General features: G+C 68.0%; 11 protein-coding genes and 1 tRNA gene. 6 read left to right on the forward strand and 6 right to left on the reverse strand.

Annotation, left to right across the window (positions count from 1 at the left end):
* Nucleotides 1-6: 6 nt before the first annotated feature.
* The gene (locus ASE68_RS18745) at nucleotides 7-951 is read left to right on the forward strand and encodes a phosphodiesterase (RefSeq protein ID WP_055863116.1); all 945 of its coding nucleotides are present in this window, start codon (nucleotides 7-9) and stop codon (nucleotides 949-951) included.
* A 139-nt stretch (nucleotides 952-1,090) separates the two neighbouring features.
* Here ASE68_RS18745 and ASE68_RS18750 read toward each other — a convergent pair whose 3' ends face one another.
* The gene (locus ASE68_RS18750; RefSeq protein WP_235481349.1) at nucleotides 1,091-2,644 is read right to left on the reverse strand and encodes a stealth family protein; all 1,554 of its coding nucleotides are present in this window, start codon (nucleotides 2,642-2,644) and stop codon (nucleotides 1,091-1,093) included.
* Nucleotides 2,645-3,114: 470 nt separating this feature from the next.
* On the opposite strand from ASE68_RS18750, the gene ASE68_RS18755 reads away from it, so the two are divergent.
* From ASE68_RS18755 to ASE68_RS18775, 5 genes are all read left to right on the forward strand, one after another.
* A complete protein-coding gene (locus tag ASE68_RS18755) occupies nucleotides 3,115-3,690 on the forward strand; it encodes a GNAT family N-acetyltransferase (RefSeq protein WP_082462512.1) in 576 nt (191 codons plus the stop codon).
* Entirely contained in the window at nucleotides 3,687-4,805 is a 1,119-nt protein-coding gene (locus tag ASE68_RS18760) for an amino acid ABC transporter permease (protein ID WP_157421768.1), read from the forward strand. Before ASE68_RS18755 ends, ASE68_RS18760 begins: the two co-directional genes overlap by 4 nt.
* Complete coding sequence (locus ASE68_RS18765) at nucleotides 4,802-5,629, forward strand: amino acid ABC transporter ATP-binding protein (RefSeq protein ID WP_055863118.1); 828 nt, start codon at nucleotides 4,802-4,804, stop codon at nucleotides 5,627-5,629. The genes ASE68_RS18760 and ASE68_RS18765 overlap by 4 nt, the downstream gene beginning before the upstream one ends.
* A 138-nt stretch (nucleotides 5,630-5,767) precedes the next feature.
* The gene (locus ASE68_RS18770; RefSeq protein WP_055863121.1) at nucleotides 5,768-6,796 is read left to right on the forward strand and encodes an ABC transporter substrate-binding protein; all 1,029 of its coding nucleotides are present in this window, start codon (nucleotides 5,768-5,770) and stop codon (nucleotides 6,794-6,796) included.
* 190 nt (nucleotides 6,797-6,986) lie between these two features.
* Nucleotides 6,987-7,060 (forward strand) — tRNA-Met (locus ASE68_RS18775).
* Between the two features lie 234 nt (nucleotides 7,061-7,294).
* Here the strand turns inward: ASE68_RS18775 and ASE68_RS18780 are convergent.
* The 5 genes from ASE68_RS18780 to ASE68_RS18795 form a co-directional block, all read right to left on the reverse strand.
* The gene (locus ASE68_RS18780; RefSeq protein ID WP_200921793.1) at nucleotides 7,295-9,982 is read right to left on the reverse strand and encodes a hypothetical protein; all 2,688 of its coding nucleotides are present in this window, start codon (nucleotides 9,980-9,982) and stop codon (nucleotides 7,295-7,297) included.
* A 339-nt stretch (nucleotides 9,983-10,321) separates the two neighbouring features.
* A complete protein-coding gene (locus ASE68_RS20385; RefSeq protein WP_157421769.1) occupies nucleotides 10,322-11,395 on the reverse strand; it encodes a hypothetical protein in 1,074 nt (357 codons plus the stop codon).
* Between the two features lie 164 nt (nucleotides 11,396-11,559).
* A complete protein-coding gene (locus tag ASE68_RS18785; RefSeq protein WP_055863123.1) occupies nucleotides 11,560-12,678 on the reverse strand; it encodes an FAD-dependent oxidoreductase in 1,119 nt (372 codons plus the stop codon).
* A complete protein-coding gene (locus tag ASE68_RS19985) occupies nucleotides 12,675-13,784 on the reverse strand; it encodes a GNAT family N-acetyltransferase (RefSeq protein ID WP_082462513.1) in 1,110 nt (369 codons plus the stop codon). Before ASE68_RS19985 ends, ASE68_RS18785 begins: the two co-directional genes overlap by 4 nt.
* Nucleotides 13,784-14,944 (reverse strand): LLM class flavin-dependent oxidoreductase, encoded by a 1,161-nt coding sequence (locus ASE68_RS18795; RefSeq protein WP_055863125.1) that lies wholly within the window; start codon nucleotides 14,942-14,944, stop codon nucleotides 13,784-13,786. The genes ASE68_RS19985 and ASE68_RS18795 overlap by 1 nt, the downstream gene beginning before the upstream one ends.
* Between the last annotated feature and the right edge of the window lie 2 nt (nucleotides 14,945-14,946).

Here is a 14,946-nt window from a genome sequence, read left to right on the forward strand (position 1 = left end):
ACCCTCGTGAACACGCGGATCGCCGAATACTCTCGGCCGCTCCATTTCCTGCTGCACATCAGCGATACGCACCTGCTCGCCGGCGGCGGTAGTCTCTACGATCGCGTGGCCAGCGAGCACCACCTCCGCACGCTCTTCGAGGAGTTCGAGGCATCCGGTGGGCGCCCCGAGGCGATCGTCTTCACGGGCGACCTGGCCGACAAGGGCGAGGCCGACGCCTACGACCGCATCCGCAGCATCGTCGAGCCCGTGGCCGAGCGCCTCGACTCGAAGGTGATCTGGGTCATGGGAAACCACGATGACCGGGCGGCCTTCCGCCGCGGACTGCTCGACGACCGCGTCGGCGGATACCGGTCGGTCGACCGGGTCGACGACGTGAACGGCCTGCGCGTCATCACGCTCGACTCCACGGTGCCGGGCCGCCACCACGGCGAGGTCTCGCCCGACCAGCTCGACTGGCTCGCCGAGGAGCTCTCCATTCCGGCGCCGCACGGCACGATCCTCGCGATGCACCACCCGCCCGTGCCGAGCGTGCTCGACCTCGCGGTCTCGGTCGAGCTCCGCGACCAGTCGGCGCTCGCCGAGGTCGTCGAGGGCAGCGACATCCGCTCGATCATCGCGGGGCACCTGCACTACTCGTCGACCGCGATGTTCGCGGGCGTGCCCGTGTCGGTCGCATCGGCGAGCTGCTACACCCAAGACCTCAACGTGCCCGTCGGCGGCACCCGCGGGCGAGACGGCGCGCGCGCGTTCAACCTCGTGCACGTGTACCCGTCGACCGTGCTGCACTCGGTCGTGCCGCTCGGCGAGACGCCCGCGCTCGACTGGATCGACGCCGACGAGAGCGCGCGCCGCCTCGCAGCCGACGGCATCACGATCCCGGATGCCGCGGCGCCGCCCGTGCCGAAGGACCCGCCGTTCACGATGCCGATCCCGGTGCTCGCGGGCTGACGCGCTCGCGCCCGCGCTCCGTCTTGCAGTCCGGCGACGCGGCGCGACGCCGTCCCATCCCACTGCCACGACCTTTTGCGGCGTGACGACCAGTGCAAAGCAGGCGTGAACCGGTAAAACGTCGTGGGGCGGGCGGTGGTCAGGCCGTGAGGTCGGGCGCCGGCTCCGCCAGCGACGTCGAGCCGGCGAGCGACGCCTCGCCCGCGACATCCGCCGTCTTCTCCCACGGGGCGGGGAACGGGAAGTAGTGCTCGAGGAACTCGGTGACCGCGGCCGTGCGCTCCTCGACCGAGATCTCGGGCAGGCTGCCGTCGTTGAGGCAGAACATGTCCTGGTCGCGGCGCTTGAGGAGTCGGCGCATCGCCGGCAGGGCGCGCTTCAGCGTGGTCTCGATGTACTTCACGCGGGCATCGGTCTGCACGACCGCGCGCCCGGTGAGCAGCGCGTAGTAGTGGTACAGCGAGTTCGTGACCGAGATGTCGGTGGCCGAGCGGAAGCGGCTCGCCGCGGTGCGCCGGAACTCCTCGGGGAACGCGGCCTCGAGGTCGGCCATGCCCGACTTGCGCAGGGGCGCGGCGCAGTGCTCGAGGTGGCGCGTCGTGACCTTGCCGAACCGGTCGCGCAGCAGGGCGCGGTTGACGCGCGCGGCGTTCTCGAAGCCCGAGCGGCCGGGGTGCGTGTCGCCCAGCCCGATGCGCGTCGACGCCTCGACGAACTTCGTGATGCCGCCGGGCGAGAAGAACAGTTCGGGTGAGACGGGGCGCCCGAAGAACATGTCGTCGTTCGAGTAGAGGAAGTGCTCGGCGAGGCCGTCGATGTTGTGCAGCTGGCTCTCGACCGCGTGCGAGTTGTGCGTGGGCAGCACCGACGTGTCGGCGAACATCTCCTCGCTGCGCACGAGCGTGACCTTCGGATGCCGCGCCAGCCACTCGGGCGCCGGCGAATCGGTCGCGATGAAGATGCGCCTGATCCACGGGGCGAACAGGTACACCGAACGCAGGGCGTACTTGAGCTCGTCGATCTGCCGGTAGCGGGCCTCGGAGTCGTCGCCCTCGCCGACGACGTAGCTCGCCATGCGCTTCGCTCGCTCGCGCACGAACTCGTCGCTCGAGCCGTCGACCCACGAGAAGACGAGGTCGATGTCGAAGTCGACGTCGCTCGCGAGCGACGCGAACATGTGCTCGAGGGTGGGCCAGTCGCGGCCGTGCAGGTGCACGACGTCGTCGATCGCCTCGGAGCGGGGGAGCGTGCGGCGCATGAGGGCGTTCTCGCGAGGCGCCTCGATGGTGTCGTCGCCGAACCGCCAGAACTCCAGCTGCACGCCCGTCTCGGGGCCATAGCGCAGGCGGCCGACCGGCTCGACGCGCGGGCGGTGGATGCGCACGACCGACGCCTTGCGGTGGCCGGAGAGGTGCCCGTCGGCGAGCAGCACCGGATAGGTCGCGCCGTCGCGTCGCGGCTCGACGGTCTCGGCGTAGAACGGCTCGGTCGTGAACGCCTCGGCGAATGCGCGGGCCACGGCCTTGCGGTCGGCGCGGTCGACCGCGATCACGAGACGGTCGTCGTTTCCGCGGACGAGCAGGAAGCCGATGCCGGCCTCATCGAGGGCGTCGCCGATCGCGCGGAGATCCTCGACCATCGACTCGCGCGGGGTGAGATGGCCGTTGCGCAGGGCGTACTGCCCCTTGCGCATGACGATGTCGTCACGGTCGAAGCGCGGGTCGCGGCGCTGCGAGGTGACGAGGACGAGCTCGGTGCCATCGGCGATGCGGAGCGGGGGCGGCGTGCCCGGCTCGGCGCGGGTGAAGGCGTGCCCGTCGCGGGGTGCTGATGCCGCGCCCGAGGGGCGGTCGATGGGGCGGTCGAGGTCGTTCGTCGTCAACTGGCTGGACTCCTGAATGTCTGGGAGCCGCGCGAAGCTCATCGGAACCTCGATTCTACGTCCGACCGGGGAATGACCGATATCGTCACCTGGATTTCGCCCCGTGACGCGGGAGACCCGCGTCGGAGGGCCTCCGAACGCGTCGAAACGCCGCCGCGTGACGGCCGGTGACGGTATCGGACACCGCGTGTCCACCGCGATTGCGGGCAGGGCGACCGCCTTCGTACGTTCGTGCAAACCCCGGGGGACACCACCTCGGCCGACACGCGAAGGAGGCACCGATGAGCGACACGATCGTGCGGTTCATCGCCGCGGACGACCCGCTGGCCAGACCGCTGCTCGACGACCTCGAGCGCGAATACGATGCACGCTACGGCGACCACTTCGGCTCGCGTGCGAGCGAGGAGATCAACCGCTACCCGGTGCAGGAGTTCGCGCTGCCGTCCGGCGCCTTCCTCGTGCTCGTCGAGTTCGTCGACGGCGTCGAGACGCCGATCGCCGGCGGCGCGTTCCGCCGGTACGACGACCACACCGCCGAGCTCAAGCGCATCTGGACCCGCGCCGACCGCCGGGGCCGTGGCCTCGCCGGCGAGGTCGTCGCCGCGCTCGAGGCCGAGGCCCGCCGCCTCGGCTACACCGACATCTTCCTCACCACCGGTCCCCGCCAGCCCGAGGCCGTGTCGCTCTACCTGCGCGAGGGGTACGAGCCGCAGTTCGACACGACGCTGCCGCCGGCCGAGGTCGGCATCCACGCGTTCCGCAAGCGACTCGTCGGCGTGCCGGCCGCCGCGGGCACGAGCACCGGCACGACGGCCGCCGCGGCATCCGTTCGCACCCCCGAAGGAGCGAACGCGTGAGCGCCGCAACCGGGCAACCGGTCGCACCCGGCCGGCCCGCGGCATCCGCCGGGCCCGAGTTCGAGCACGGCCTGAAGGTCGTCCCGGTGAAGCACTGGGGCCGCTGGGTGCTCTCGGCCGTCGTCGCGTTCGTGATCCTGCAGTTCCTGTGGTCGCTCGCGAGCAACGAGAAATGGCAGTGGGACGTCTTCGCCGAGTACTTCTTCGCGCCCTCGGTGCTGCAGTCGCTCGTGCTCACGCTGCAGCTCACCGTCATCTCGGGCGTCATCGGTTTCGCCCTTGGTGCCGTGCTCGCGGTGTTCCGGCTGTCGAAGTCGCCGCTGCTGAACGCCGCGGCGTGGTGGTACATCTGGTTCTTCCGGTCGGTGCCGCTCGTCGTGCAGATCCTCGTCTGGTACAACCTCGGCTACCTGTACCCGACGCTCGGACTCGGCACCCCGTTCACCACCGACTTCTGGCTCGTCGAGTTCCCGACGACGACGATGATCTCGGCATTCGCCGCGGCGACGATCGGCCTCTCGCTGCACCAGGCGGCGTACTCGGCCGAGATCATCCGCGCCGGCATCCTCTCGGTCGACCAGGGGCAGCTCGAGGCCGCGGCCTCGCTCGGCCTGCCGCGTCGCATCCGCTTCTTCCGCATCACGCTGCCGCAGGCGGCCCGGGCCATCGTGCCGAACGCGTTCAACGAGATCATCGGGCTCGTGAAGGGCACCTCGGTGGTCTTCATCGTCGCCCTTCCCGAGCTCTTCTACACGGTGCAGGTCATCTACAACCGCAACCAGCGGGTGATCCCGCTGCTGCTCGTGGCCGTCGTCTGGTACGCGATCATCACGACCGTGCTCTCGGTCGCGCAGTACTACGTCGAGCGGCGATTCGCCCGCGGAGCGGTGCGCGAGCTGCCCCCCACGCCCATCCAGCGTTCGCGGCAGTGGATCTCCGAACAGTGGTCGCGCCTCGGCGACAACCCGAATCAGGGCGGTGGGGCGGATGCCGCGGCGCACGCCACGACTCCAGGTGCGCCGCCCGGGGAACGGGCGCCCGAGTCCGAACGAGCGGATGCGGCATCCGTTCTCGACACCACGACCCCGCCCACGAAGATCGGAGCGACCCGATGAGCCAGACCGCCCTCGCCCCGTCGTTCGACGGCAACGTTCCGCTCGCGCCCCGCCCGACGGCGACCGTCGGCCGCGTCGAGATCCGCGACGTCACGAAGTCGTACGGCACGAACACGGTGCTGCGCGACGTGACGCTGACCATCGCGCCCGGGGAGGTCGTCGCGCTCATCGGCCCCTCGGGTTCGGGCAAGTCGACGCTGCTGCGCACGATCAACCACCTCGAGACCGTCGACCGCGGATCGATCACGCTCGACGGCCAGTACATCGGCTACGAAGAACGCGGTGGCAAGCTGCACGAGCTGCGCGAGGCCGAGATCCTGCGGCGGCGCACCCAGTTCGGACTCGTGTTCCAGAACTTCAACCTGTTCCCGCACCTCACCGCGATCGAGAACGTCGTCGAGGCGCCCATCGCCCTCAAGCGGCTCACGAAGCCCGAGGCCCGCGAGCTCGCCAAGGCGCTGCTCGCACGCGTCGGCCTCGCCGACAAGGTCGACCACTACCCGCGCCAGCTCTCGGGCGGGCAGCAGCAGCGCGTCGCGATCGCACGCGCCCTCGCGCTCTCGCCGAAGGTGCTGCTCTTCGACGAGCCGACGAGCGCGCTCGACCCCGAACTCGTCGGCGAGGTGCTCGACGTGATCCGCGGCCTCGCCCGCGACGGCACCACGCTCATCGTGGTCACGCATGAGATCGGGTTCGCCAGGGAGGTCGCCGACCGCGTCGTCTTCCTCGACGGCGGCGAGATCGTCGAGCAGGGCACGCCCATTCAGGTGCTGCGCTCGCCGAAGCAGCAGCGCACCAGAGACTTCCTCGCGAAGGTGCTCTAGCACCGGGCACCGAGTCCGACCTCGTGTCGGGCGCGCATCGCGAGCAAGACAAGCCCCGGTGCGGCATGGCAGTGCCGCACCGGGCGATCCGAGAAACCGTCCGGCCATCGGAACAGTTCGACACTAGGAGCATCCATCATGGCGATCAACAAGAAGCAGGCGGGGGTGATCGTCGCGGGCGTCGCGGCGGTGGTCCTCATCGGCGGCGGCATCACGTGGGCCGTCCTGGCCGGCGCCGACAACTCGGCCGAGGCGGCCGACGGCGGCAGCAAGACCACCGAGGAGCAGGTCGAGGCCTCGACGCAGTTCGACCTCACGTCGCAGAACGCGGCCGACCGTCCGAGCATCGAGCCCGTCGCGGCGGCCGTCGAGGCGCTGAAGGAGAGCGGCTTCGAGCCCATCGAGGCCGGCAAGCTCACCGTCGCGGTCTCGCCCTATGCGGCTCCGCTCGGCGTGCTCGCGTCCGACGACGACACCACCATCATCGGCAGCGAGGCGGACTTCGGCGCGCTCATCGCCGACGGCCTCGACCTCGAGTACAACCCGGTCGCCGTGAACTGGGCCGACTGGCCCCTCGGCATCCAGTCGGGCAAGTACGACCTCATCGCGTCGAACGTGACCGTGACCGAGGAGCGCAAGGAGCTCTACGACTTCGCGAGCTACCGCCAGGACCTGCTCGGCTTCTACGTGAAGGCCGACAGCAAGATCGACTCGATCTCCGAGGCCGCCGACATCTCCGGCCTGTCGATCGTCGTCGGATCGGGCACCAACCAGGAGAAGATCCTGCTCGCCTGGAACGAGGAGCTCGAGGCCGACGGCGAAGAGCCCGCAGAACTCGTCTACTACGACGACCAGGCCGCGGCGACGCTCGCCCTCACCTCCGGACGTATCGATGCGAGCTTCGGCCCCAACGCCACTTCCGCCTATCAGGCGGCCACGACCGGTGAGACGAAGCTCGTCGGCACGATCAACGGCGGATGGCCCGAGACCGCGCCGATCGCCGCAGGCACCGCCAAGGGCAACGGCCTCATCGAGCCCGTGCAGCTCGTGCTCCAGTCGGTCATCGACGACGGCACCTACGACGAGGTGCTCGACCGCTGGGCGCTCACGACCGAGGCTCTCGACGTCTCCGAGGTCAACCCTCCCGGGTTGCCGAAGTCCGAGTGAGGCAGAAGCTCGGATGACGGCGGATGCCGCGTGGCGGGTGGCTGCGCGGCATCCGGTTCTCCGGGGTCAGCCAGGTGGGGGCGACCTCAGGGCGGTGCGATGACGGATGCCACCGGCTGAGCGAGCGTCGCGTCACCCGGGCCTTCGCCCGCATCACCGCCGGCTTCGAGCTGGCCTGAACCAACCTCATCGCGGTGTACCCAAGCGGCCCAAGGGAGCGGACTCATAACCCGCTATTCGCAGGTTCGAATCCTGCCATCGCGTCGAAACGCCCTGAGAATGATGACCTTTCGATTTTCACTGAGCCTGGGTGGTTTTCGCTCATTCGTATAGACATCATATCGCGCTGATCAGGGATTCTTCTCAACGCGCATCTAATGGCACATCAATGGCACAAGATCTGGCTGGCGGACAGTCCACGTGAGCCGAGTCGACGAACCGACCGCGATGGATCCATCGCCGCGAAGCCGTAGATCGAGAATTTCCGCTACTGGACCTTCAACGCGCTTCGCCCTCGGGGGGCATGTCACCGGCGTCGAGGTTCCGGGGAGCCGGCTCAACGGCACCGAAGTGCAAGATGCGAGGGGCGCTACCCCGCCCCAGCGCGAAATATTCGCCAGTCTCTACGCGCACTTGCGGCTCGTCGCTGTCTTGGACATCTTCGAATACCCCGAGAGCGATGGATGTGCCTTCAACAGGCGAGAGGCCGACCTTCTGCTCTGGCTCGCGGCACGAGGTGAAAGTGCTGCGCCGATCGAAGAGGAATGCTTCGGCTTCAAGCACGACCGTCTCGATGTGTATTACGCGTTTCAGAGCCTCATTGAATTCGATCGAGTACCAATCTCGAGAGTCCTCAACGCCACCGTAGGGGGTTATCAACACAAAGTGCTTGGCTTCGTCTCCGAGCTCATCGATCGCCTTTCGTATTGCGGAGGCCGTCGGCTCGAGAATGTCGGCGGGCAGTTCGCGGAGCTCACTCACGATCTTCTGCTCCTCGCCCTCTACGAATCCCCGGGCGATCATTTGGCCAAGTTCCTTTGGATCGGCGTAGGTCTGGCTGAAAACTTCGTCCACGAGGTAATGCCTTGGGACCCGGAAATTCATTCCGAGAATAGGGCGCGACAAGTCGGCTGTATCTGGAGTTTCTTCCTCCGAGGGAATCAGTGCAGCCAGCCGTTGCCGCTCGTTCAAGGTCGCACGGAGGGCAGTTCGTAGCGTTTCAACTCGCGCTTCCGATAGCGGCTCGAGTGCCAGACGCTCATCCTCCGCGGCGTCCCACTCCGCGACGACTTCTGTAAGCCTCTGCTTGAGCCGCTCCTCGTCAGCACTCAGCACGCGGCCTTCATCGGCGAGAAGATTGAGGAACCGGTTGTACGTCGACGCCGTCTCTTGGTCTTCTGCCTGCGGTAAGCGCCCACGAGAGGAAGCAAGCGCGGACAGCTGCGCGCGATCGATATAGCGGGAGAGCTGAAGGGTCTGTGCGCGGTTGGATGCGGTTGTCTCAGACTCCCACCAATCCCACCGGCTAAACGGCGCAATGCCCCGTTCGGCCATGCGTCGAGCTGCGAGGATCTCCGCCAACGTGCCCCGCGGACTAACCGTCTCTCGAAGGCTTGGATCAGCCGGGCTGCGTGCGTCCCCCTTGTCTGCGAGGTAATCAAGCCATCCAGATAGCACGAGTTGACCTGCTCGAACGTGAGATCGGCTTGAGCCTTGCCGATCGAACTCGAACAAGCCGCTGAGCTCTAGCGCTGCCATCTGGGCTGCGTCCGGCTTCTTTGCGTCGAGTGCCAGCTTGACTAGTTCGACCATTGCCCAAGCCCCCCGGGCCTGGAGGTCTTCTCGTTCCTCCGAGGCTTTGTAGGAATAAGCCGCCAAGTTCTGGACACAGGTGGTGATACGTGGTGGCACTGCGTCGAATTCGCGTCCTCCGTTCCGCAGCACGTCGAACCACAATCTCGTGAAACTTCGAAGGCATTCGTCGACGTACTCCGCCGATCCCGTCCGAGGTGCTTCGAGGGCGCGAGTCATAGCCGCGCTGACAAATAGGTCGGCCACGCGGGGTGAGAGAAGCGCGTCCTGTTCGACCTCACCGATGCTGCGGAATAACCAGTCCCGCCGGGTGAACGACGTGCGTCGGGAGGGAGCCTTGTGTTCGGGGCCTGCGACCCAAACTCCCTGGACGATGTGCCCAAGGAGCTCCAAAGCTCGCTCAGCTGAGGCAAGGGCGCCCGATCGGAGATTCACGCCAATTGCATCCTTCAGGTTCGCGATCTCCCGATTGGTTTCCTCGTATGGGGTGACCGCCGTGGGGGGCTCGAACTCGATGCTTGATTGGAGAAGACGGACTACCCGGCCGTTCGTTGCTTCGTCGAGTCGATTCGATGTGATGACGCGGAAGGCCGTCTCTCCGAGCCTGGTGCGATCTCCCGGGTCAACATCGAGGGCGATTTGGGGTGGCGTGTATTGCTCGGCGGTACTGCTGACGGTCGAACTTTCCTCCGTGGCACGCAATGTGACGGAGTCGATCGCCTGTCGAACGATCTTGGCCTTGATGGCTTTGATGACGCGCCCAACCTCCGGCACCGGCACCCTCAGCGTGGAGGTCGAGGCCTTGGGAATTCCCATGGTCCAGCCCGAAACAACGAGGTCATTTAGTTCGTGAGTCGCACCAGCATGCTTGCGTGACGCTTCGTCGAGCCGATTAGACAGCGTCTCCACCAGCGCTTGACGCACTACTTCGTCAAGCTGGGATGGATGACCAAAGAGCTGCGTCAGCCTGACGGTTGACACCACCAGCATGACGACCGTTGGTATGAACCAGAAGGCGGATATGAAGATGACGCCGAGCATGCTTTGCAGCCAGATCGTCTCGATAGCTATGACCGCGTTGGCTACGAGCCCTACACCGACGAACCGACTGGCTCCTACGTACTCCAACACTCGTCCTCGAGAGGCTCCGATGGCGAGGGGTGCCTCGGCAAAGAGCTGGGCCGCAATGGCTAGCCCGGCAAATCCCACCGACAAGAACGTCGTCTGGACCTGCCACAGAATCCCGTCACCGCCGCGTGCTGCGGGTAGATTCTCCAAGAGCCAAGCGGGATCGCCCGAATAGTGCGCCACGGCGAGCACCGTCACGCTCAGCACCAGAGCGCACGCGAGGAAGATAATGTCGCGCCACTTCATGCCGACAGATCACCTTCAACAACCGCTTTTTGGGGCACGACGCGACACTACAGGAGCCGTTGATCGGTTCCACCGGTGGGTAATTGCTCCAGTTGCTTGAGGGCAGGCGTTCCGAGGTCGGCGACTCAGTATGCGGTTCGGGCAACCGGGACAGACGGATCGCCGCTGATGCAGCGCGCGCAATCCGCGAGCCGGGTCACGTAGCTCTGGTGTGAGTCCTTCAACGCCGTCGGGGTGATCCACCGCGGCGGATCGTCGAGGCCGCGAGTTGCCGTTCACCGCGTGGTGCGGTCACATTTGACAAAGCATCGCTGTGATACTGGACCATCGCGTATTGCATCACCACTTGTGCAGATGGAACGGTTTGCCACGGACGAGTCGACCGGATCGCGTGATGGCCAAATCCCAGGCTTCTTGATCTAAGCCGGGCGGCGGATTCGGGGGGAGTTCCTCCCCCTTCACTTGATTGGTGCCGGTGACGTAGCTGCCGAAAGAACTTGCTGGCACGACGACTCCGTGGTCCTTGACCTCGACGCCGGCCTTTGTGGTCACCCACCCATTGGTGATCATTTCGAGCACGGTTGCGCCGCTCATCCATGCACCGTCGTCCTTCTGACGTGCAGATACTGAGTCCAGCAGGACGGAACTGAGGTTCGCGAAGAATGCTTCAGGCGACATGGAGTGCGCAGCCTCTGCCTGTCCGTGTCGCGTCATGTCCGCGGCCAATTCCGCGAACACGGTTTCAGCCGCGACACCTTGATCCCACGTGCCGCGCGCCATGCCGAACTCGCCGGAAATGTGGGCGACATCCAGGAACTCCGCCGCGTCGTCCGTAGCTGGGTGAAACGTTATCTGAATCCGTGGAGAACTCGGCGAAGCGCCTGCTGGCACCGTGATCCGGGCAGAGCCCGCCTGTCCGTCTCCTCCTGCAATGGCATTGATGTCTCTTGCAGCCACCAGCCCCTCGCGGGTTGACTCGAATGTCGGCAGCGTCGCGACGCGCTCGGCAGCGGCCAAGCGCCCACTCGCAGCACTACCAGCACTTGCGTTGAACTTTTCGTCAAGTTCGTCGAGTCGCGGCGTGATCGCCTCCGTCACTCGGTTCGCCGCGTCTTCAGCCGCCTTCTCCGCGGCGGTGCTGACCGCCAAAGCGTTCTCAGTGCGTACCTGACGAACGATGACGCGCTCAAACCAGACTAACAACGCGGCGAGAAGAAGCGATGTCCCGACGTTTACACAGACACCTGACCAGAACGAGGCGGCATCGCTGCGCAGGGCCGTTTCGGCGTAGGCGATCATCTTGCCGAGATGTACGCAGACAGCGCCCAAGAGCAGAAACAGCGCGACGAGCCACCACCGAACCGCTACTTTGGGCTGCTTGCCCGCACCCTTCGGGTCGTGAGGTTTAGACATGATTAGACGATAGGGACTCGCGCCGACACGTCAGCGCGGGAAGGATTGCGCTATCGGTATAGACCTGCCTCCGGTGTCCTCCTGGGGGCGGTGTCTCGACTGAAGTTGGTCTCGTCTGCCAGGAACCATGATCGGGGCGACCCTGTTCGGCAATCGAGCCGAGCTCAGGCGAAGCGTGCGAGGCGGAACGGCTCCGGGGAGGTGCGGCCCTCGGCGAGGTCCGCGAGCACGCGGCCGATCGCGGGCGTGAACTTGAAGCCGTGGCCGGAGAAGCCGGCGGCCACGACGAGCGGGCCGACGGCGTCGAGTACGAAGACCGAGTCGGGGCTCGTCGTGTAGGTGCAGCTGATGGCGCGTGCGGCGTCGGCGTCGGCTCCGGGGATCCACTCGCGCACGTAGCGGCGGAGGGCCTCGAACTGCACGGGCTCGGCCGTGAAGTCGCGGCGGTCGGGGTCGACGACGGGTCCGGTGCCGTGCCAGCCGGCCTTGACGCCCTCGCCGGGCGTGAGCATGCCGTAGACGCCCGAGTACCACCACTCGTCGCCGGGCCCGGGGCGGTGGTTGAAGCCGGGCCATTCGAACGAGGTGTCGATCACGGCGAAGTGTCCGGGCTGCTCCTGCGTGACGACGAGCTCTGGCAGCGGCAGCAGGCCGCCGACGAGCTTCGAGGTCCAGGCGCCGGCGGCGACGATCACGCGACGGGCGGTGAACGTGGCTGCCTCGCCGGCGTCGTCGTCGAGCGTGACCTCGACGCGGTCGTCGTCGAGCACGCGGATGCCGCGCACGGGCGCCTCGTGGCGCACCTCGGCGCCTCGGGCGGCGGCCGCCTGCTGCAGCGCGCGCACCGATGCGTCGGCGTTCAGCCGCCCGGCGGTGGGCGTGTGCAGCACGCGGGTCGTGAAGCGGAGACCTGGCCAGCGCTCACCCGCCTCGGAGGCGGGCAGAAACTCGCTCGGGATGCCGACGGCCCCGAGTGCCGCATGCACGGCGTCGAGGTCGGGGTGGTCGCCGTGGTTCACGATGCCGACCTGGGCGAGCAGGCTCGTGCCGGTCTCGGCCTCGAGCTCCCGCCACTGCCGGCCCGCCTCGACGAGCAGGGCGACGTGTGCGGCATCCGCGTACGAGACGTTGAAGTTGCGGCTCGCACCGTGCGAGGCGCCGCTGGCGTGCCCCTCGGCGAAGCGCTCGAGCAGCAGCACGTCGCGCCCGCGTGAGGCGAGCTGCCAGGCGGCGGCCGAGCCCATGGCGCCGCCGCCGACGACGATGACGTCGTGATCGGTCATGCGGCGAGCCCGCGAGTGCGCACCGCGGTGGGCACGTCGATCGTGAACGCGAAGAGCTGGATGCGGCGGTCGCCCTCGACGATCACGTGCTCGCGCTCGGGCAGGCGGGCGAACCCGAGGCGGCCGTAAAGGCGGTGCGCGCCGGTCATCTGCTCGCCGCTGTTCATGACGACGCGGTCGAGTCCGCGCAGGCGGGCGAGCTCGATGGCGAGGCGGGTGAGGGCCTCGCCGATGCCGCGTCCGCGCGCGGGCGGGTCGACGGCGAGCAGGCGGAAGTCGAGTTCGCCGGGCTGGGCGAGCGGCGAGATCGTGCTGCCGCGACGGGGCGTCGCGACGCTGCCAAGCAGTTCGCCGGTCGCCGGATCGGCGGCGACCCACACCTGGTGCTCGCGGGCGCGCGGGGCGACATCGGCGATCGAGGCGCGGTAGCCGTCGGTCAGGTCGTACGCGTAGTCGTAGGCGCGCAGCGACAGGGCGCCGACGGCCTCGAGTTCGTCGTCGCGCACGAGCCTGATCACGAGGTCGTCGCGGTCGCGCAGCGGCAGGCGGTAGTCGACGTGGTCGATGCGGTCTTCGGATGCCGCGGCATCCGTCTCAGGCACCTGCACCGCGCCGGCCGACGTGAAGCGCTCGTAGCCGAGCCGCTCGTAGAGCCGCTGCGAGGTGAAGTTCAGGGTCCCGGTGTCGAGCACGACGGCGGGTGCGCCCCACGTGAGCGCCTCCTCCTGTGCGGCGAGGGCGAGGGCCTCGCCGATGCCGCGTCCGCGGGCCTCGGGGGCGACGCCCAGCAGGCGGAGCTCCGCCTCGTCGCCGGTCGCGAGGCGCGCCTGCGCGGAGTCGGCCCGCACCAGGCTCACGGTGCCGAGGAGGCGGCCGCCCGCGGCATCCGCTCGCCCGGATTCGTTTTCGGGCTCGTGCTCGACGGCGACGAGCACCGCGCCGTCGGCCGCGCGTTCGGCGACCGCGTTCACGAGCGCGCGCCGCTCGGCCGAGACGGGCAGGTGGCCATACGGCCCCGTCGCGAACGCGAGATCGGTGAGCGCGACCACGGCCGGGTACTCCTCGGGTCGCGCGGCGCGGATCGTGAACGCGGTCGCCGCGCCCATCAGGCGGCCGCCGTCTCGAGCACGCCGGCCGTCGCGGCGGCGCCCGTCGACTCGACGATCGCCGCGGCATCCGTCTCGGAACCGCCCGCGAAGGCCGGACGGGCCGCGTACGGGTCGCCCTCGCCCCAGAGGGTCGTCGGAAACTCGCGCCGCAGCACCGGGAACACCTCGGAGGCGAGGCGGTCGAGCTGCTCGTGCTGCTGCTCGATCGGCAGCGTCGTCGGCAGGCTCACCGACTGCAGGTCGTGACCGAAGGTCTCGTGGAACCGGCCGATCTTGTCGATGACCTGCTGGGGGCTGCCCACGAGCGCGGGGCCCTCGGCGATCGCGTGATCGATGTCGCGGAAGGGGGTGTTGTTGCCTGGAACATTGGTCGCTGCCACCAAAGCATCGTAGACGGGACCGTAGAGCTCCTTGGCCTGCTGCGTCGTATCCGCCAGGTAGAGCGAGCCTGATCCGGCGCCGACGTAGGCGTAGCGGGGGTCGTGGCCGTGCCTGGCGTATTCGTCGCGGTAGTGCCGCACGAGCACTGCGTAGTTCTGCAGCGGCTGGATCGCGTTGGCGCTGAAGAGGGGGTCGCCCCACTTCGCCGCGAGGGCCGCGGAGGCGAGCGTCGTCGCCGAGCCGTGCCACACGCGGGGCGCGCCGGCGAAGGGCCGGGGGAGCGTCGTCGTCGCGTGCTGCGCGCGCGTGTACGGCGTCGCCGCCCACTCGACGTCGGTCTCGCGCCAGAGGCGGCGCAGTAACGCGTACTTGTCGGCGAGGAGCTCCCACTGGTCGTCGATCTCGAGCCCGAACAGCGGGAACTGCGCGGCCTCGTTGCCCTTGCCGATGGTCAGCTCGAGCCGGCCGCGCGAGAGCTGGTCGATCGTCGCGTAGTCCTCGGCGACCCGCACCGGGTCGAGCACCGAGAGCACCGTGACGCCCGTGTGCAGGCGGATGCGCGAGGTCGTGGCGGCGATCGCGCCGAGCAGCACCGTCGGCGAGGACGACAGGAAGTGCCCGGCGTGGCGCTCGCCGACCGAGAACGCATCGAATCCGAGGCGCTCGGCCCGGCGGGCGGACTCCACGGTCTGGTCGAGCCGTTCCGCGGCGCTCACGAGCCGCCCGGTGACGGGGTTCTCGACGTGGGGGACGATGTCGAGCAGCTGGAACCGCATGG

It is taken from the genome of Agromyces sp. Leaf222 (genome assembly GCF_001421565.1).
GTDB lineage: Bacteria > Actinomycetota > Actinomycetes > Actinomycetales > Microbacteriaceae > Agromyces.